At 72.4% G+C, this 17,115-nt stretch carries 12 protein-coding genes; 4 read left to right on the top strand and 8 right to left on the bottom strand.

What is annotated here, in order from left to right; translation table 11 throughout:
• Window positions 1-10: 10 nt before the first annotated feature.
• Window positions 11-493, bottom strand: a complete 483-nt coding sequence (locus ACFVYX_RS19710; RefSeq protein WP_389682663.1) for a glutathione peroxidase — start codon at window positions 491-493, stop codon at window positions 11-13.
• Window positions 494-529: 36 nt separating this feature from the next.
• Here ACFVYX_RS19710 and ACFVYX_RS19705 point away from each other — a divergent pair, with 36 nt between their 5' ends.
• The gene (locus ACFVYX_RS19705; RefSeq protein ID WP_389682662.1) at window positions 530-757 is read left to right on the top strand and encodes a DUF6011 domain-containing protein; all 228 of its coding nucleotides are present in this window, start codon (window positions 530-532) and stop codon (window positions 755-757) included.
• Window positions 758-790: 33 nt separating this feature from the next.
• Here ACFVYX_RS19705 and ACFVYX_RS19700 read toward each other — a convergent pair whose 3' ends face one another.
• Entirely contained in the window at window positions 791-1,519 is a 729-nt protein-coding gene (locus tag ACFVYX_RS19700) for a hypothetical protein (protein WP_389682661.1), read from the bottom strand.
• 148 nt (window positions 1,520-1,667) lie between these two features.
• Here ACFVYX_RS19700 and ACFVYX_RS19695 point away from each other — a divergent pair, with 148 nt between their 5' ends.
• Entirely contained in the window at window positions 1,668-2,738 is a 1,071-nt protein-coding gene (locus tag ACFVYX_RS19695; RefSeq protein WP_389682660.1) for an RNA ligase (ATP), read from the top strand.
• A 13-nt stretch (window positions 2,739-2,751) separates the two neighbouring features.
• On the opposite strand, the gene ACFVYX_RS19690 is transcribed toward ACFVYX_RS19695, so the two are convergent.
• Complete coding sequence (locus tag ACFVYX_RS19690; protein ID WP_389682659.1) at window positions 2,752-3,615, bottom strand: acyl-CoA thioesterase; 864 nt, start codon at window positions 3,613-3,615, stop codon at window positions 2,752-2,754.
• A 12-nt stretch (window positions 3,616-3,627) separates the two neighbouring features.
• On the bottom strand, window positions 3,628-6,141 hold the full coding sequence (locus tag ACFVYX_RS19685) for a DEAD/DEAH box helicase (protein WP_389682658.1): 2,514 nt from the start codon (window positions 6,139-6,141) through the stop codon (window positions 3,628-3,630).
• Window positions 6,142-6,272: 131 nt separating this feature from the next.
• Here ACFVYX_RS19685 and ACFVYX_RS19680 point away from each other — a divergent pair, with 131 nt between their 5' ends.
• Window positions 6,273-7,064 carry a metal-dependent hydrolase gene (locus ACFVYX_RS19680; RefSeq protein WP_389682657.1) on the top strand — a complete coding sequence of 264 codons (792 nt, stop codon included), beginning with the start codon at window positions 6,273-6,275 and terminating at the stop codon, window positions 7,062-7,064.
• Between the two features lie 95 nt (window positions 7,065-7,159).
• Here ACFVYX_RS19680 and ACFVYX_RS19675 read toward each other — a convergent pair whose 3' ends face one another.
• Together ACFVYX_RS19675 and ACFVYX_RS19670 are read right to left on the bottom strand one after the other, a co-directional pair.
• Window positions 7,160-8,941 carry an ABC transporter ATP-binding protein gene (locus ACFVYX_RS19675; protein WP_389682656.1) on the bottom strand — a complete coding sequence of 594 codons (1,782 nt, stop codon included), beginning with the start codon at window positions 8,939-8,941 and terminating at the stop codon, window positions 7,160-7,162.
• Window positions 8,938-10,758 (bottom strand): ABC transporter transmembrane domain-containing protein, encoded by a 1,821-nt coding sequence (locus ACFVYX_RS19670; RefSeq protein WP_389682655.1) that lies wholly within the window; start codon window positions 10,756-10,758, stop codon window positions 8,938-8,940. Before ACFVYX_RS19670 ends, ACFVYX_RS19675 begins: the two co-directional genes overlap by 4 nt.
• Window positions 10,759-10,963: 205 nt before the next feature.
• Here ACFVYX_RS19670 and ACFVYX_RS19665 point away from each other — a divergent pair, with 205 nt between their 5' ends.
• On the top strand, window positions 10,964-12,571 hold the full coding sequence (locus ACFVYX_RS19665) for a peptide-N4-asparagine amidase (RefSeq protein WP_389682654.1): 1,608 nt from the start codon (window positions 10,964-10,966) through the stop codon (window positions 12,569-12,571).
• A gap of 47 nt (window positions 12,572-12,618) precedes the next feature.
• On the opposite strand, the gene ACFVYX_RS19660 is transcribed toward ACFVYX_RS19665, so the two are convergent.
• Entirely contained in the window at window positions 12,619-14,031 is a 1,413-nt protein-coding gene (locus ACFVYX_RS19660) for a Gfo/Idh/MocA family protein (protein ID WP_389682653.1), read from the bottom strand.
• 159 nt (window positions 14,032-14,190) lie between these two features.
• The gene (locus ACFVYX_RS19655) at window positions 14,191-17,115 is read right to left on the bottom strand and encodes an FAD-binding and (Fe-S)-binding domain-containing protein (protein WP_389682652.1); all 2,925 of its coding nucleotides are present in this window, start codon (window positions 17,113-17,115) and stop codon (window positions 14,191-14,193) included.

Below are 17,115 nucleotides of genomic sequence, written 5' to 3'. Positions count from 1 at the left end.
GGTCCCCGCGTCAGACAAGCTGCACCTCGATCGCCGCGACGACCTCGGGGGCGTCCGGCTCGGTACGCGGACGGAAGCGGGTGACCCGGCCGTCGCGGCCGATCAGGAACTTCTCGAAGTTCCACTGCACGTCACCGGCCTCGCCCTCGGCGTCGGCGACCTTCACCAGCTCCGCGTAGAGCGGGTGGCGGCCTTCGCCGTTGACGTCCGTCTTCTCCAGGAGCGGGAAGGACACCCCGTACGTCGCCGAACAGAAGGTCTGGATCTCCTCGGCGCTGCCAGGCTCCTGGCCCCCGAACTGGTTGCAGGGGACGCCGAGCACGGTGAAGCCACGCTCGCCGTACTCCTTCTGCAGCCGCTCCAGGCCGGCGTACTGCGGGGTCAGGCCGCACTTGGAGGCGACGTTCACCACGAGGACCGCGCGGTCCCGGTAGTCGGCGAGGGAGACCGGATCACCGGTCAGGGTCTTCAGCGGAATGTCGTACAGGCTCATGGAGTGCTCCTCGTGGAAATAGGGTTTGATCACAACATGGGAGACGAACCGCTGGCAATCGCGATCGGCGCCGTGCAGGAGGAAGGGCCGCGCCCGGTCCGCTGCCGCCTCTGCGGCCGGCCCCTGACCGGCGCGGACTCCCGCAGGACCGGGCTCGGGCCGACCTGCGACGCCAAACTGCACCCGCCCGCGCCGGACATCCGCACCCGCCGCCACGAGGTCGAACAGGACACCCTGCCGGGCCTGGACGCGCCGGCCGGCTGAGGCGACCGGCTCCGCGTACGTGGCACGGACGCCTCAGTCGGCTGAGGCGACCAGCTCCGCGTACGCCACCCACCGCTCCTCCGGTCCGAGGGATAGCAGGCCGATCTTCGCCAGGAGCAGCGGATCGACCTGCCCGTCGAGCCGGCGCACGGCCCGGGTGACGAGCCACTCCTGGAGCTCGGCGAGCGGCTCGGAGCCCCAGGGCACCACGAGGGACACGTCGTCCTGGAGGAGATCGTCGAGCCAGTGCTCCGCGCGCCCGGCCAGGTGCCGGTCCTCGGAACCGCCCCGGGGCGCCGAGTCCCAGGCGTCGAGCAGCGGGGTCACCGAGCCGTGGATGTCGGCGCACAGCTCCCAGACGGCCTGTACCCCGTACACCGGCCCGGGGTCGGCCAGGGTCTCCCGCCACCACACGCCGAGGAAGCCCTCGATCGCCGCCGCCTGCTCGGCGGGCCACTCCCGCCAGGCCGTTCGGCCCAGTCCGGTGGGCAGGTACGCCATCCCGGAGAACCGCCCGTGCGCGACGAAGGAGAAGAACTCGGGCAACAGCCGCCGTACCACCGCCGGATGATCCGTGAAATGGGAGGGGACCTCGTGCATCAGTATCCGCACCAGGTCGTCGCCGAGCCGGGCACGCTCCACCGCGAGCAGCGCCAGCTCCCCGGCGCCGTAGCAGTGGAGGCATCCCTCGGAGGGTGCCGTCATGCCGCCGAAGACGGCGTCGATTTGGCGGAGCGCGGCGGTGAGCGGGGGAGAGGGCATGGTGTGTGTCCTGACGGGACTCCGCCGACGCGGTGCGCCGCACGAAGAGATCGACGTTAGCAGCCGTCAAAAACGGTGGGCCAGCACATTTCCGCACCGGCAGGGTGGGCGGGATGAGACCGAAACCCGAGCGACCGGAGTCCTGACCATGTCGACCCTGCGCGTCACCGCCGAAGTCCTGACCGTCCATCCCCACCCCGACGCCGACGCCCTGGAACTGGCCCAGGTCGGCCTCTACCGGGCCGTCGTCGCCAAGGGCGCCTACCGGACCGGCGACGCCGCCCTCTACATCCCGGAGCAGGCGGTCCTGCCCGCCGCCCTCGTCGACGAGCTCGGACTGACCGGTCGGCTCGCCGGGAAGCAGTCGGACCGGGTCAAGGCGGTCCGGCTGCGCGGGGAGCTGTCCCAGGGCATCGTGTGCAGGCCGGCGGCGCTCGCCGACACCGACCTGACCCGGGCGGCCGCCGAGCGGACGGACTTCGCGGAGACCCTGGGGATCACCAAGTGGGCGCCGCCGGTCCCCACGACCATGGACGGCGACGTCGAGTCCGCGCCCGACCTGCTGCCCTGGGTCGACATCGAGAACCTCCACCGCTACCCGGACGTCTTCGAGCCCGGTGAGCCCGTCGTCCTGACGGAGAAGCTCCACGGCACGGCCTGTCTGCTGACGCTGCACGCGGAGGAGGGGCGGGTCCAGGTCTCCTCCAAGGGGTACGGGGCCAAGGGCCTCGCCCTCAAGGAGGACCCGCGCAACCTGTACTGGCGCGCCGTCCACGGCCACGGGCTGCCCGCCGTCGCCGAGCGGCTCGCGAAGCGGCTCGGCGCCCGGCGCGTCGGCCTCTTCGGCGAGGTGTACGGCGCCGGGGTGCAGGACCTCGCGTACGGCGCCGACGGCCGGGGCGGCACGGTCGGGTTCGCGCTGTTCGACGTGTCGGCCGACATCGACGGGCAGGTCCACTGGCTGGACCCGGCGGAGGTCGTGGAGGCCGGTGACGTCCCGCTCGTACCGCGGCTGTACTCGGGACCGTACGACCTGGACACCGTCCTCGCGCACGCGAGCGGCCGGGAGACCGTGTCCGGCCGGGAGACGCATCTGCGGGAGGGCGTCGTCATCCGGACGGCGACCGAGCGGTACAGCCCGGTCGTCGGCGGCCGGGCCATCGCCAAGGCGGTCAGCCCGGCCTATCTGACCCGCAAGGGCGGCACCGAGTACGAGTGACGGGGGGCGGGGTCTACAGCTTGCGGAAAAGGCCCTCCTGGACCACCGACACCAGGAGCCGCCCCTCGCGGTCGTAGATCCTGCCCCGGGCCAGTCCACGGCCGCCCGTGGCGATGGGGGACTCCTGGTCGTACAGGAACCACTCGTCCGCGCGGAACGGCCGGTGGAACCACATGGCGTGGTCGAGCGACGCCATGTCGAAGCCCCGCGGGCCCCAGAGCGGTTCGATGGGGATACGGACCGCGTCCAGGAGCGTCATGTCCGAGGCGTACGTCAGGGCGCAGGTGTGGACCAGCGGGTCGTCGCCCAGCGGACCGACGGCCCGCATCCACACCGCGCTGCGCGGGTCCGCGTCGGTGACCTCCTCCTTGGTCCAGCGCAGCCGGTCCACGTACCGGATGTCGAAGGGCTGGCGGCGGGCCATCCGCTCAAGCGCCTCCGGCAGGGCGCCCAGGTGTTCGCGGATCTCGTCCGCCAGGTTGGGCAGGGTCTCCGGGTCGGTCAGATGCCTCGGCGGCAACTGGTGCTCGAAGCCCGCCTCCTCCGGCTTGTGGAAGGAGGCGGTCAGGTTGAAGATCGTCCGCCCCTGCTGGACGGCCGTCACCCGGCGGGTCGTGAACGAGCGCCCGTCCCGCACCCGCTCCACCTGGTACACGATCGGTACGCCCGGCCGCCCCGGCCGCAGGAAGTAGGCGTGCAGCGAGTGCACCGGCCGGTCGCCCTCGGTGGTGCGGCCGGCCGCGACCAGGGCCTGCCCGGCGACCTGCCCGCCGAAGACCCGTTGCAGCGACTCCTGCGGGCTGAGCCCGCGGAAGATGTCGACCTCGATCCGCTCCAGGTCGAGCAGATCGACGAGCCTCTCGGCGGGACTTGTCACCTGTGCACTCCTTTACAGCTGTCCGACGGACGTGACACGGACGATCGCGCGGCCCTCCTCGTCGGAGGCCGCGAGATCCACCTCCGCGCTGATGCCCCAGTCATGGTCGCCGTTCGGGTCGGCGAAGGTCTGCCGGACGCGCCACAGGCCGTGCGCCGCGTCCTCCTCGATGGAGAGCAGCTTCGGGCCGCGTGCGTCCGGGCCCGTGCCGAGGTCGTCGTACTCGTCCCAGTACGCGTCCATCGCGTCGCCCCACGCGTCCGCGTCCCAGCCGGACTCGGCGTCGAGCTCGCCGAGCGCGGCCACGTTGTCGAGGGCGGCCAGTTCCACCCGCCGGAACATCGCGTTGCGCACCAGGACCCGGAAGGCGCGGGCGTTGGCCGTGACCGGCTTGACCTGGTCGGCCTTCTCCTGCGCCTCCTCGGCCGTCTGGACCTCGGGATTGGCCAGCTGCTCCCACTCGTCGAGCAGCGAGGAGTCGACCTGGCGCACCATCTCGCCCAGCCAGGCGATCAGGTCCTCCAGGTCCTCGGTCTTCAGGTCGTCCGGGATGGTGTGGTCGAGCGCCTTGTACGCGCTCGCCAGGTACCGCAGGACGATGCCCTCGGTCCGCGCCAGCTCGTACCAGGAGGTGAACTCGGTGAAGGTCAGCGCCCGTTCGTACATGTCACGGATGACCGACTTCGGTGACACGGGGTGGTCGCCGACCCACGGGTGCGACTTCCGGTAGACGTTGTACGCGTGCCAGAGCAGCTCCTCCAGCGGCTTCGGGTACGAGATGTCCTGGAGCCGCTCCATCCGCTCCTCGTACTCGACGCCGTCGGCCTTCATCTGCCCGACGGCCTCGCCGCGCGCCTTGTTCTGCATGGCGGCGAGGATCTGGCGCGGGTCGTCGAGCGTCGACTCGACGACGGAGACCATGTCCAGGGCGTACGAGGGGGACTCCGGGTCCAGCAGGTCGAAGGCGGCGAGCGCGAACGTCGACAGCGGCTGGTTGAGCGCGAAGTCCTGCTGGAGGTCGACCGTGAGCCGGATCGTGCGGCCCTCGGCGTCCGGCTCGGGCAGCTGCTCCACGACCCCGCCGTCGAGGAGCGAGCGGTAGATCGCGATGGCCCGGCGGATGTGCCGCAGCTGGGCCTTGCGCGGCTCGTGGTTGTCCTCGAGGAGCGTGCGCATCGCCTCGAAGGCGTTGCCCGGGCGGGCGATCACCGAGAGCAGCATGATGTTGGTGACCTTGAAGCGGGAGGTCAGCGGCTCCGGATCGGCGGCGATCAGCTTCTCGAAGGTGGTGTCGCTCCAGGCGACGAAGCCCTCCGGTGCCTTCTTGCGGACCACCTTGCGGCGCTTCTTCGGATCGTCGCCGGCCTTCGCGAGCGCCTTCTCGTTCTCGATGACGTGCTCGGGGGCCTGGGCGACGACGAGGCCGGCCGTGTCGAAGCCGGCCCGTCCGGCCCGGCCCGCGATCTGGTGGAACTCACGCGCGCGCAGGGTGCGGACCCGGTTGCCGTCGTACTTCGTCAGGGCCGTGAAGAGCACCGTACGGATCGGCACGTTCACGCCGACGCCGAGCGTGTCCGTCCCGCAGATCACCTTGAGGAGGCCCGCCTGGGCCAGCTTCTCCACGAGACGGCGGTACTTGGGCAGCATGCCGGCGTGGTGCACGCCGATGCCGTGGCGGACGTAACGCGAGAGGTTCTGGCCGAACTTGGTGGTGAAGCGGAAGTTGCCGATCAGCTCGGCGATCTTGTCCTTCTCCTCGCGCGTGCACATGTTGATGCTCATCAGCGACTGCGCGCGCTCCACGGCCTGCGCCTGGGTGAAGTGCACGATGTAGACGGGCGCCTGCCTGGTCTCCAGGAGCTCGGTCAGCGTGTCCGTGATGGGCGTCAGCCGGTACTCGTACGAGAGCGGCACCGGCCGGGTCGCCGAGCGGACCACCGAGGTCGGCCGGCCCGTGCGCCGGGTCAGGTCCTTCTCGAACATCGACATGTCGCCGAGCGTCGCCGACATGAGCACGAACTGTGCCTGGGGCAGTTCGAGCAGCGGGATCTGCCAGGCCCAGCCGCGGTCCTGCTCGGCGTAGAAGTGGAACTCGTCCATCACGACCTGGCCGATGTCCGCGTACTTCCCGTCCCGCAGCGCGATCGACGCGAGGACCTCCGCCGTGCAGCAGATCACCGGGGCGTCCGCGTTCACGGAGGCGTCACCGGTCAGCATGCCGACGTTCTCGGTGCCGAAGAGCTTGCACAGCTCGAAGAACTTCTCCGACACCAGGGCCTTGATCGGCGCGGTGTAGAAGGTCACCTGGTCATTGGCGAGCGCCGTGAAGTGCGCCCCGGCCGCGACGAGCGACTTTCCCGATCCGGTGGGTGTGGACAAGATCACGTTGGCCCCGGAGACGACCTCGATCAGCGCCTCTTCCTGGGCCGGGTAGAGCGTGATGCCCCGGTCCTCGGCCCAGGAGGAGAAGGCCTCGAAGAGGGCATCGGGGTCGGCGGTCGGCGGCAGCTGATCGATAAGGGTCACACCCCCATCTTGCCTGGATTCCGCTCGGATGAGGGAACCGGTCATCAGGAGCGAAGATCACGGAGGATAGGCTCGTCCGTCGACCGGTCGTCAACTGAGCGCCGGCAGGGGAGAAACGGGGCGGACCAACCATGATGGGACCGGCGCATTCGCTGTCCGGAGCAGCGGCCTGGCTGGGGGTCGGCGCGGCCGCGGCGGCCTTCGACCGCCCGATGCCCTGGCCGGTTCTCGTCGTCGGCGCCCTCATCTGCGCGGGCGCCGCCCTCGCCCCCGACCTCGACCACAAGTCCGCGACCATCTCCCGCGCCTTCGGACCCGTCTCCAAGGGCCTGTGCGAGATCGTCGACAAGCTGTCGTACGCCGTCTACAAGGCGACCCGCTCCTCCGCCGACCCCCGCAGGTCCGGCGGTCACCGGACCCTCACCCACACCTGGCTCTGGGCGGTCCTGATCGGCGGCGGCGCCTCCGTCGCGGCGATCACCGGCGGCCGCTGGGCGGTGCTCGCCATCCTCTTCGTCCATGTGGTGCTCGCCGTGGAAGGCCTGCTGTGGCGGGCCGCCCGGATGTCCAGCGACGTCCTGGTGTGGCTGCTCGGCGCCACCAGCGCCTGGATCCTGGCGGGCGTCCTCGACAAGCCCGGCAACGGATCGGACTGGTTCTTCACCGGGCCCGGCCAGGAGTACCTGTGGCTCGGCCTTCCGATCGTCCTCGGTGCCCTCGTCCACGACATCGGCGATGCGCTGACGGTCTCCGGCTGCCCGATCCTGTGGCCCATCCCGGTCGGCCGGAAGCGCTGGTACCCGATCGGCCCGCCGAAGGCCATGCGCTTCCGGGCCGGCAGCTGGGTCGAGCTCAAGGTCCTGATGCCCGCCTTCATGCTCCTGGGCGGCGCCGGCGGAGCCTCGGCGCTCGGCTTCATCTAGGGCCCGTCTTTTGGATCACGCCGGGCTCGCAGCGGCGGCGGGTACGCGGAAGGGGCCGCACCGGACACATCCGGTGCGGCCCCTTCCGCCGTGTGTCAGCCGTGCCAGGACCGCCAGAGCGCCGCGTACGCGCCGTCCGCCGCGACCAGTTCGCTGTGGCTGCCGAGCTCGCTGATCCGCCCGGACTCGACCACCGCGATCAGATCGGCGTCGTGCGCGGTGTGCAGCCGGTGCGCGATGGCCACCACCGTGCGGCCGTCCAGGACACGGCCGAGGGAGCGCTCCAGGTGCCGGGCCGCCCGCGGGTCGAGCAGCGAGGTCGCCTCGTCCAGGACCAGCGTGTGCGGGTCCGCGAGGACCAGGCGGGCGAGGGCGATCTGCTGGGCCTGTGCGGGGGACAGCGAGGTCCCGCCCGAGCCGACCTCGGTGTCCAGGCCCTCGCCGAGGCCCCGGGCCCAGACCTCCGCGTCCACCGCCGTCAGCGCTGCCCACAGCTCGGTGTCCGACGCGCCCGCCCTGGCCAGGAGCAGGTTGTCACGGAGCGTGCCCACGAACACGTGGTGCTCCTGGTTCACCAGGGCGACGTGCTCACGGACCCGCTCGGCGGGCATCCGCGCCAGTTCGGCGGCACCGAGGGTGACCGAGCCGGTCCGCGGGGCGTAGACGCCCGCGAGCAGCCGGCCGAGGGTGGACTTGCCCGCGCCGGACGGACCCACCAGGGCGATCCGGGTGCCGGGCGTCACCCTGAGGGAGACCTCGTGCAGCACGTCGACGCCCTCGCGGTAACCGAACCGCACCTCGTCCGCGCGGACGGCCCGGCCCTCCGGCCGCACCTCCGCGTCACCCGCCTCCGGCTCGATCTCCCGGACGCCGACAAGCCGGGCCAGCGACACCTGGGCGACCTGGAGCTCGTCGTACCAGCGGAGCACGATCCCGATCGGGTCCACCAGCATCTGCGCGAGCAGCGCGCCCGTCGTCAGCTGGCCCACGTCGATCCAGCCCCGCAGCACGAACACCCCGCCGAGCAGGAGCACGGAACAGAGCACCGTCACATGGGTGAGGTTGACGACGGGGAAGAGCACGGAGCGCAGGAAGAGCGTGTACCTCTCCCACGCGACCCACTCGGAGATGCGCCGGTCCGACAGGGCGATCCGGCGCTCGCCGAGGCGGTGCGCCTCGACCGTACGGCCCGCGTCGACCGTCTCGGCGAGGGCGCCGGCCACCGCCGCGTACCCTGCGGACTCCGAGCGGTACGCCGAGGGCGCCCGCTTGAAGTACCAGCGGCCGCCGACGATCAGCAGCGGCGCCGCGAGCAGCGCGGCGAGCGCGAGCGGCGGCGCCGTCACCGCGAGCCCGCCGAGCAGCAGCCCCGCCCACACGACGCCGATGGCCAGCTGGGGCACTGCCTCGCGCATCGCGTTGGCGAGCCGGTCGACGTCCGTGGTGATCCGGGAGAGCAGATCGCCCGTACCGGCCCGTTCGAGCACGCCGGGCGGCAGGCCGACCGCGCGGACGAGGAAGTCCTCCCGCAGGTCGGCCAGCATCTCCTCGCCGAGCATCGCCCCGCGCAGCCGGACGAGCCGCACGAAGAAGGTCTGCACGAGCAGGGCGGCCGCGAACAGCGCGACCGTACGCTCCAGCGGGAGCTCGCGCGCTCCCGAGGCCAGTGTGTCCACCACCGAACCCAGCAGGTACGGGCCGGCCATCGAGGCGACCACGGCGACCGCGTTCACCCCGATGAGCAGCGCGAACGCTCGCCGGTGGCGGCGCAGCAGCGCACCCGCGTAGGCGCGGACGGTCGCGGTGCCGGCGACGGGCAGCGTGGTCGCCGTCGTCGGGGCCGCCGGGTCGTACTCCGGAGGCGCCAGGCCGATCATGCCGTCTCCCCTTCCAGTGCTTCGAGCTCGTCCGTTTCGATGTCGCCGAGGCGGGGGGCCGCCGGGCTGAGTTCCTCGTCGGTCTCACGGGTGACGACCGCCCGGTAGCGGGGCTCGCGGGCGAGCAGCTCGCGATGGGTGCCGACGGCGACCGCCTGGCCCTCGTGGACCAGGACGACCCGGTCGGCGCGGTCCAGGAGCAGCGGTGAGGAGGCGAGGACCACGGTGGTCCTGCCCGCGCGCAGCTCGCTCACGCCGGCCGCGACCCGGGCCTCGGTGTGGGCGTCGACCGCCGAGGTGGGCTCGTCGAGGACGAGCACCTCCGGGTCGGTCACGAGCGACCGGGCGAGTGCCAGCCGCTGCCGCTGGCCACCGGAGAGCGACCGGCCCCGCTCGGTGATCCGGGTGCGCATCGGGTCGCCGCCGGTGTCCACGGAGGCCTGCGCCAGCGCGTCGAGGACGTCCTCGCACCGGGCGGCGGCCAGGGCCTGCCCGGGGAGCACCTCGCCGGAGCGGGGCACGTCGAGCAGCTCCTGGAGCGTGCCCGAGAGCAGGACCGGGTCCTTGTCCTGGACGAGGACGGCCGTACGGGCGTCCCCCAGCGGCAGTTCGTCGAGCGGCACCCCGCCGAGCAGGACCGAGGTGTGGTCCTCGCCCGGCTCGGCCGGGTGGCCGCCGAGCCGGTCCGCGAGCCGCCCGGCGACATCCGGGTCGCCGCAGACGACCGCGGTGAAGAGGCCGGCCGGTGCGCGCAGTCCGGTCAGCGGGTCGTACAGGTCCCCGGTCGCCTTGTGCTCCCCTTCGCCCGCGGCGGTGGTGACCGTACGGGTCAGGGTGAGCACCCGCGTGGCCCGTTTCGCGGACGGACGGGAGAAGGAGAAGGCCATGGCGATCTCCTCGAAGTTCCGCAGCGGGTGGTACGTGAGGGCGACAGCGCTGTACACGGTGACCAGCGCGCCGACCGTGATCCGTCCGTCGAGCGCGAGCCGCGCCCCGTACGCCACCACGACGATGAGCAGGATGCCGGGCAGTACGACCTGCGTCGCGGAGATCAGCGCCCACATGCGGGCGCTGCGCACGGCCGCCTTGCGGACCTCCTGGGAGGCGGCGCGGTAGCGGCCGAGGAACAGCTCCTCGCCGCCGATGCCGCGCAGCACCCGGAGCCCGGCGACGGTGTCGGAGGCCAGTTCGGTGGCCTTGCCCGCCTTCTCGCGCTGGATGTCCGCCCGGCGCGTCGCGCGGGGGAGGAGCGGCAGCACGGACAGCGCGAGGAGGGGGACGCCGACGGCCACCACGACGCCGAGGGAGGGTTCGTAGACGATGAGGCCGGCGCAGATGAGGACCAGGACGAAGGCGCCGGCGGCGAACCGCGACAGGGCCTCGACGAACCAGCCGATCTTCTCGACGTCGCCGGTGGAGACGGCGACGACCTCGCCCGCGGCGACCCGCCGGGTCAGGAGGGAGCCCAGCTCGGCGGTCTTGCGGGAGAGGAGCTGCTGGACCCGGGCCGAGGCCGTGATCCAGTTGGTGACGGCGGTGCGGTGCAGCATCACGTCACCCACGGTGATCGCGGCTCCGAAGACCAGGAGCAGCGCCCCGGCGAACGCGAGCCGCCCGCCGTCGCGGTCCACGACCGCCTGCACGGCGATGCCGACGCCGAACGGAAGGCCGGCGATGCCCAGGTGGTGGAGGAGTCCCCAGAGCATGGACCTCACCTGCCCGCCGAGCTGTTGTCGGCCGAGCCAGACGAGGAACCGGGTGCCCGAGCGGACGTCGGGGACCCCTGGGTCGGCGTGGGGTAGATCTCGAATCTGCATGGCGTCCCAGGATCTCCGGGTCTCGTCTGGGGGAACGCGCGCCGGGATGTGCGGCTGCTGGAGTCCGGCGGCGGGGGAAACCGTGCAAGGTTCGCTTTTTCCCCGCCGGGCGGCAATCGATTTTCCCCATGACGGAACAGATCGCGCCATGTCCGCTCATCGTCCTCTGGACCGCGCGGGGCTGACCACGCTTCACTTCCGCCCCATGAGATCACTCAAGATCATGAGCATGCTCAGCGGTCTGGTGCTGGCCGCCGGCGCCCTGCTCACCGCCCATCCGGCCGCCGCCGACGGTCCGAGCGGCCCGACGCCCCCGGCCGAGTTCACCAGCGACTGGCACGACCCGGTCACCGCCGCCCCGCCCGTCGAGACCCCCGGCACCCGCAGCTGCGAGGTGACCCTCGCCGCCGCGCAGTTCCGCGACTTCACCCCCTACCAGGGGAGTTACGTTCCCCCGAAGGAGTGCGGCACCCGCTGGAACAAGGTCGTCCTGCGCCTCGAAGGCAAGGTGAAGGGACGCCAGTACGACCGCCTCGGCCACCTCACCGTCGGCGGCGTGGAGATCTTCCGCACCTCCACGCCCCAGCCCTCGCCCGACGGCATCACCTGGTCCGTCGAGAAGGACGTCACGCGCTACCGCGACACCCTCAGCCGCCCCGGGGCCGTCGAGATGCTCATCGGCAATGTCGTGAACGAGACGTACACCGGCGTCATCGACGTCCGTGTCACCCTCACCTTCCACACCGCCCAGGGCCGTGTGAAGCCCGCCGCCGGTACGCCCGACCGGGTGATCCCCCTGACCGGCGCCGCCCTGACCACCCCGCGCAACACCGAACGCGTCCTCGCCGAGGTGTACGCCACCGGCTCCGGCGGCGGCTGCGAGGAGTACTGGTACCTCTCCGTCCCCGACGCCGCCCCCTACTCCTGCCGGGCGGCCGAGGGCCCGCACCGCGAGGTCCGCGTCTCCGTCGACGGCCGCCTCGCCGGCATCGCCGCGCCCTTCCCCACGGTCTGGACCGGCGGCTGGTCCAACCCCTTCCTCTGGTACGTGACCCCCGGGCCGCGCGCCTTCGACGTCCAGCCGATCGTCTACGACCTGACGCCCTTCGCCGCCGTCCTCAACGACGGCCGTGCCCACCGGGTCGAGGTCACGGTCGCCGGTGTCCCGGCCGGGCAGACCGGCTGGTCCACCCCCACCAACGTGCTGCTCTGGCAGGACGAGGGAAACCGGGTCGTCACCGGCGGACTCGACCGCCACGAGGAGACCGCGCCGCGCAACTCCAGCCGCCACACGGCGGGTTCGCCGCACCGCCTGGACACGGAGGCGGACCACCGGCTCACCGTCGCCGGCCATCTGAACACCTCGCACGGCCGGGTCGACACCACCGTCACCCGCTCCGTGGCGCACACCTCCGTCCACCGCTGGGGCGAGGGGGAGAACCCGGACGCCTTCACCGCGCGCTGGACCGACCGGGAGACCGTCACCACCGGCCGGACCGTCGCGCGCGCCGACCGGACGTACACGATGGACGGTGAGACGACGCTCGGCGCGGGCGACCGGCTGCGCACGGTCCTCACCCTCGGGGACCGTGCCGACACGAGCGTCGTGCGCGACGGACGGCGCCTCTCCTGGTCGCGGCTCGACGACACGTACACCGGAGACGCCACGTACACCACCGGCGTCCCGCGCGACCAGCGGCACGCGGTCGCCACCACGAACGAGCGCTACCGGCTGTACGGCTCCGACGGCTGCCACGACCGGAGTGTGACGACCGTCCAGGGCACCGTCACCGAGGACCTGCGGCGCTGCTGAACACGACGGTGCCCGGCCCCCGCACCCAGGGGCCGGGCACCGTACCCTCAGGCGGGCTTCACCGAGTCCAGGCCCGCGCGGGCCGCGGTCCACTCGCCGCGCGTGAAGTCGGGGATCTCCTGCGGGGCGCCGTCGGCCCTGATCGAGGCGTCGCTCAACGGCAGCGGAGCCGTCCAGGTGGCGGCGTCGTACACGTCGAAGTCCGGCACGAGTCCGAGCCGCATGCACTGCGTCAGCCGGTAGATCATCAGATAGTCCATGCCGCCGTGGGCGCCGGGCGGGTTGGCGTGTTCCTTCCAGAGCCAGTGGTCGAACTCGGCCGCGTACGCCGAGAAGTCCCCCCACTCGTCGTCCTTGTGGTCCGGCTCGAGGTAGATCCGGGCGGGGAAGTCCTCGAAGACACCCCGTGTACCGCCCAGACTGTTGATCCGGCTGTACGGGTGCGGGGTGGAGACGTCGTGTTCGAGGCGGATCACCCGGCCCTTGGCCGTCCGGATCAGACTGATCGTCCGGTCGCTCCCGGTGTACGACTCCTTCCAGCTGGGGTCGCCGGGCGGCATGTTCTCCTCGCGGTACTCGGCGAGACCCAGCGCGGGCGTGCCCAGACTGCTGATGCTCACGGCCCGGTCGCCCCGGTTGACGTCCATGTAGGAGGCGACGGGACCGAAGCCGTGGTTGGGGTAGAGGTCCCCCTTCAGACGCGTGTGCCAGAGCCGGCGCCAGGGACCCTCGTAGTACGTCGGGGAGAACATCAGCCCCCGCAGGTCGTGGTTGTACGCCCCCGCGCCGTGCAGGAGCCGGCCGAACTTGCCGGCGTGCGCCATCCGGAGGACCCGCAGCTCGTTCCGGCCGTAGCAGCAGTTCTCCAACTGCATGCAGTGGCGGCGGGTCTGCTCCGACAGGTCGACCAGCTCCCACAGCTCGTCGAGCCGCATCGCGACCGGGCACTCCACGCCGGCGTGCTTGCCGTTGAGCATCGCCGCCCTGGCGATCGCGAAGTGGGTCTCCCAGGGGGTGGCCACGTACACGAGGTCGACGTCCGAACGGGTGCAGAGCTTCTCGTAGTCGTTCTCGCCGTTCGTGTACAGGGCGGGCGCGGGCTGCCCGGCGGCGACGGTCTTCGCGGCCGCCCGTTCGGCCTTGTCGCGCACCGGGTCGCAGACGGCCGTCACCCGGACCCCGGGGAGGGAGAGGAAGTGCCCGATCATGGCGGCGCCCCGGTTCCCGAACCCGATGATGCCGACGCGGACGGTGGAGCGGCGCTCGAAGGGGACGCCGGCCATGGTGGCGCCGCGACGCTTCGGCGCGGCCGCGGTCCCGGCGGGCGTGGCGGCGGCCGGCCCGGCGGCCTGGGCGGACGGAGTGCCGAGGGCGGCGCCGACACCGAGACCGGCTCCGGCCGCCGCTGCGGTGCCGAGGACCTGACGGCGGCTCGGGGTGTGCGGCGTCTGCTCGTTCATGGAACCTCCCGGACCGAGTGCACGGCCGTCCCGACGGATGATCGGACTGTACTGTTCCGGGGCTCGCGTGGAGCGGCACGGAACACGCTCCGTCACCCGAACGTGCGAAGGCCCCCGCGCCGTTCGGCGTGGGGCCCGCCCGGCGAGTCCGAGGGGCGGTCAGGGGCGCGTGGCGCGCTCCAGGGCGATGAGCACCGATCCGTAGCTGCGGCCCGTCGCCCGGTCCATCCCGATCTCGCACATCCGGTTGGCCGAGAGATGCGCGTCGAAGGACCGGGCCGTCACCTCGGCCGCCTCACGGGCGGTGGCCGAGGCCGTCAGCTCCGGGTGCAGCATGCCCCGGTCGCCCGCGAAGGCGCAGCAGCCCGCGTCGGCGGGGACGACGACCTCCTCCGCGCAGGCCCCGGCGAGCGCCGTCAGCCTGTCCTCGTCGCCGAGGTGCCGCATCGAGCACGTCGGATGCACCACGGCGGAGCCGACGCGGCGGCGCACGTCGAGCCGCGGGAGGAGTTCGTCCGCCGCCCACACCAGCGAGTCGAGCACCGTCATCTCCGCGTGCAGCGCCCGGTTGTCCGCCGTCAGATACGGCACCACCTCGTGCGCGATGCCGAGCGTGCACGAGGAGGCGTCCACCACCAGCGGCAGCGTCCCGCCCGCCGTCCACCCCCAGGCCGCCTCCACGATCCGGTTCGCCATCACCTCGTTCCCCCGCGCGTACCCCTTGGAGTGCCAGATCGTCGCGCAGCACGTACCGGCCACGTCGTCCGGGATCCACACCGGCCTCCCCGCCCGCGCCGACACCGCGACCACCGCCTCGGGGAGCGAGGGCCCCGGGCCGTCGTCCGGATCGCCGAAGATCCGGTTCACGCAGGCCGGGTAGTAGACGGCGGCCGCCGCCGGGCGGTGGGTGCGGGGCAGCCGCCGGGCCGCCGCGCCCGGGATCTCCGGCAGCCACTCCGGCACCAGGTCGCTGCTGAACGCCCGCCGGGCCAGACCCGTCACCGAACCGAGGACCCGGTCGCCGATCCGGTCCGCCGCGGCGACCGCGAGCCGTGCGGAGGCCTCCACCGCCCGGAAGTTCCGGGCGGCCAGGGCGGCGATCCGTTCCTCGCGCGGCGAGTGGCGCTCGTGCCGGAACTCCCTCATGAGCGCGCCCGTGTCGATCCCGACCGGGCAGGCGAGTCCGCAGGTGGAGTCACCGGCGCAGGTGTCGACGGCGTCGTAGCCGTACGCCGCCAGAAGCTCTGTCTCGACCGGGGAGCCCTCGTTCTGCCGCATCATCTCCCTGCGCAGCACGATCCGCTGGCGCGGAGTGGTCGTCAGGTCCTGGCTGGGACAGGTCGGTTCGCAGAAGCCGCACTCGATGCAGGGATCGGCGATCCGTTCCACGGAGGGGATCGTCTTGAGGCCGCGCAGATGGGCGTGCGGGTCGCGGTCCAGGACGATCCGCGGGGCGAGCACCCCGTCGGGATCCAGGGCCTCTTTCGTCCGCCACATCAGGTCGGTCGCCTTCGTGCCCCACTCGAGTTCCAGGAAGGGCGCGATGTTGCGGCCGGTGGCGTGCTCGGCCTTCAGGGAGCCGTCGAAGCGTTCCACGGTCAGCTTGCAGAACTCGTCCATGAACCGCGCGTACCGCTCGACGTCGGAGGGATCGGCGGCATCGAAGGCGAGGAGGAAGTGGAGGTTGCCGTGCGCGGCGTGCCCGGCCACGGCCGTGTCGAAGCCGTGCCGGGACTGGAGGTCGAGCAGTGCGGCGCAGGCCTCCGCGAGCCGGAACGGCGGCACGGCGAAGTCCTCGGTGATCAGGGTCGTCCCCGCGGGGCGCGAGCCGCCGACGGCCGTCACGAACGCCTTGCGGGCCTTCCAGTACCCGGAGATCCTCTTCGGGTCGCGGGTGAACGCGTTCTCCACGGAGGCCACCGGGGCGACCAGGCCGAGCCCGGCGAGGACCTCCTCCGCCGCCCGCTCGTACGCGGCGAGCGCCGTCGCGTCCGGCGCCCGGAACTCGACCAGGAGCGCCGCCGTCTCCCGGGGCAGCCCCGCCCAGTCCGCCGGCACGCCCGTCACGCTCACCGAGGCCCGCAGCGTGTTGCCGTCCATCAGCTCGACGGCCAGGGCGCCGGCCTCGTTGAAGAGGGGCACGGCGGCGGCCGCCGCCGGCAGCGAGGGGAAGAAGAGCAGCGCCGTGGACACCGCGCGGTCCAGCGGCAGCGTGTCGAAGACGACCTCCGCGATGAATCCGAAGGTGCCCTCGGAGCCGACCATCAGGCCCCGCAGGATCCGCACCGGGGTGTCGCCGTCGAGGAAGGCGTCCAGCCGGTAGCCGTTGGTGTTCTTGATGGCGTACTTGGCCCGGATCCGGGCGGTCAGCGCGGCGTCCGCCTCGATCTCCGCCTTGATGGCGAGCAGCTCCGCGCAGAGTCTCGGCTCGGCGCGCGCCAGCTGCTCGTCGGCGTCCGGGTCCGCCGTGTCGACGACGGTGCCGCTCGGCAGCACGAAGGTGAGCGAGGAGACCGTCCGGTACGAGTTCCGGGTCGTCCCGGCCGTCATGCCGGAGGCGTTGTTGGCGACGACCCCGCCGATCGTGCAGGCGACGGCGCTGGCCGGATCGGGGCCGAGGACCCGCCCGTAGGGGGCCAGCGCGGCATTGGCGCGCACGACGGTGGTGCCGGGGCGGATCCGGGCGCGCGCGCCGCCGTCGAGGACCTCGACGCCCGCCCAGTGACGGCGCACGTCGACCAGGATGTCCTCGCCCTGCGCCTGCCCGTTGAGGCTGGTCCCGGCGGCCCGGAAGACGACCTCGCGGCCCTTGCCGTGCGCGTACGACAGGACCGTGGAGATGTCGTCGATGTCCTCGGCGACCACGACGACCTGCGGGACGAACCGGTAGGGGCTGGCGTCCGAGGCGTACCGGACGAGGTCGGCGATCCTCGACAGGACCTTCTCCGGGCCGAGGAACTCGGTGAGCTCCTCGCGCAGCCGCCGTGGCGTGCCCCGCGACAGGAGCTCCGGGACTCGGTCCGGGGCCGGACTCCGCTTCGTCGCGGGGCGAAGGGCCTGCGGGTTCGGCTCGAACAGCGGCAT

Source organism: Streptomyces sp. NPDC058326 (genome assembly GCF_042879855.1).
GTDB lineage: Bacteria > Actinomycetota > Actinomycetes > Streptomycetales > Streptomycetaceae > Streptomyces.
Note: the sequence above shows the minus strand (reverse complement) of the source record. Positions and strands in the feature narration are given on the sequence as shown.

Bases quoted from the DNA above. Each gene is read 5' to 3' on its own strand.
- ACFVYX_RS19700 (WP_389682661.1), bottom strand. From the start codon at position 1,519: ATGCCCTCTCCCCCGCTCACCGCCGCGCTCCGCCAAATCGACGCCGTC.
- ACFVYX_RS19660 (WP_389682653.1), bottom strand. From the start codon at position 14,031: ATGAACGAGCAGACGCCGCACACCCCGAGCCGCCGTCAGGTCCTCGGC.
- ACFVYX_RS19665 (WP_389682654.1), top strand. From the start codon at position 10,964: ATGAGATCACTCAAGATCATGAGCATGCTCAGCGGTCTGGTGCTGGCC.
- ACFVYX_RS19695 (WP_389682660.1), top strand. From the start codon at position 1,668: ATGTCGACCCTGCGCGTCACCGCCGAAGTCCTGACCGTCCATCCCCAC.
- ACFVYX_RS19710 (WP_389682663.1), bottom strand. From the start codon at position 493: ATGAGCCTGTACGACATTCCGCTGAAGACCCTGACCGGTGATCCGGTC.
- ACFVYX_RS19655 (WP_389682652.1), bottom strand. From the start codon at position 17,115: ATGCCGCTGTTCGAGCCGAACCCGCAGGCCCTTCGCCCCGCGACGAAG.
- ACFVYX_RS19680 (WP_389682657.1), top strand. From the start codon at position 6,273: ATGATGGGACCGGCGCATTCGCTGTCCGGAGCAGCGGCCTGGCTGGGG.
- ACFVYX_RS19670 (WP_389682655.1), bottom strand. From the start codon at position 10,758: ATGCAGATTCGAGATCTACCCCACGCCGACCCAGGGGTCCCCGACGTC.
- ACFVYX_RS19675 (WP_389682656.1), bottom strand. From the start codon at position 8,941: ATGATCGGCCTGGCGCCTCCGGAGTACGACCCGGCGGCCCCGACGACG.
- ACFVYX_RS19705 (WP_389682662.1), top strand. From the start codon at position 530: ATGGGAGACGAACCGCTGGCAATCGCGATCGGCGCCGTGCAGGAGGAA.